At 51.3% G+C, this 1,266-nt stretch carries 1 protein-coding gene; it reads left to right on the top strand.

The annotated features are described in order from the left end of the window. Nucleotides 1–671: 671 nt before the first annotated feature. Nucleotides 672–1,037, top strand: coding sequence for a surface-adhesin E family protein (locus CHB88_RS24970; RefSeq protein WP_143131472.1), 366 nt, complete (start codon nt 672–674; stop codon nt 1,035–1,037). Nucleotides 1,038–1,266 lie beyond the last annotated feature (229 nt).

Below are 1,266 nucleotides of genomic sequence, written 5' to 3'. Positions count from 1 at the left end.
TTACTTTGGAAACCCGCCGTTTCCAAGGCGACGCTGAGGCGTTCGCTGAATTGTTCACGTTCGACCTGACTATTCATTGTTATTGGCGTTTATATGGTCAATGGCTGCTACGTCGCAGTAATGAATTGGAGCGTCATTAGTGACCTTGAAGGGCGTAATCATACAGAACATTTGCTCCTTTTACTTGCTGCAAAGCAATAAAGTAGGGGAAACAAATAATCCCTCAAAAGCTTTGCCCAATAAAAAGCCCGACCTCTTCGAGGCCGGGCAAATAATTATCAAGTAGGCACGCCAACGATCGATTTAGCATCCAACGTTGGGGGAGACGAATTCTATGCTCTGCATCTGGCAATCGCCTGATCGAGCGGCTTATAGAATAAAAAAGCCCGGCCTCTCTCTCAAAAAGCCGGGCAAGTACTTGAGACGCTCTAATGAGCGTGCGCATCATACCTTGATCTGTTGTGTCGTTCAGATCTCCATCAGTTTGCGCAGCATCCTTGACCGCTACTGCAGGTCATCGCGCAGAGCGGCCGCAAAACGGGCTCTGCTGGCCTCATCACCGGTGGCGAAGTAATTGGCTACAAACAGAGCCCAGCGCTTCCTATAGTTATGGGTTCTGCCTCCGCTCAATCGATGTAAGATGGGCTAAGTTTGTTAGTCCACAATGTCTTATGAAGATGATATTTCTGCTTGCCGCTCTCACAGTTGTGCCAGCTTGGGCTGCTTGGACGCCCGTAGCAACCCATGATGCGGCAGATATTTATGTTGACCCTGCGACAATTAAAACTGCTGGCGACACAAGGCGCGTCTGGATGTTGGCTGATTTCAAGGAGCGTGGACCAGGCGGCGAACTGTCATTGCGCTCTTACGTTGAGGTAGATTGCAGTAAGCACGCCACGCGACAGTTGAAGGGCTTTGGCCATGAAGAATCGATGGCGCAGGGGAAGCTGGTATTCAATGCTTTCAAGCCAGGGAATTGGGCTCCAGTGGCCGAAGGGCCGGGAGAGGCGGTTGTAAAGGCTGTCTGCCGCTCATAAACATGTCGAAGGTCTCCGTTCTTCGATCCCGCATCACTGGTCCGTTTGGGGACCGGTATTGGACAAAAGCGTCAGTTAAGCAGATAACGTCTGCCGAGTGGCCACCGCTCTTGGTGTCTCAGGCTGAAGTTTTCGACGGCCATCCCGATGAAGGCGGAGTGCCGATAGGGATAGCCTCTACAGACTTGGAATCAGAGGATGCTCTTGACATGCTGCTGGCGTCTGAAAA

It is taken from the genome of Noviherbaspirillum humi (assembly GCF_900188095.1).
GTDB lineage: Bacteria > Pseudomonadota > Gammaproteobacteria > Burkholderiales > Burkholderiaceae_D > Noviherbaspirillum > Noviherbaspirillum humi.
The sequence above is the reverse complement of the archived record's forward strand: the minus strand, read 5'-3'. Positions and strand labels throughout refer to the sequence as shown.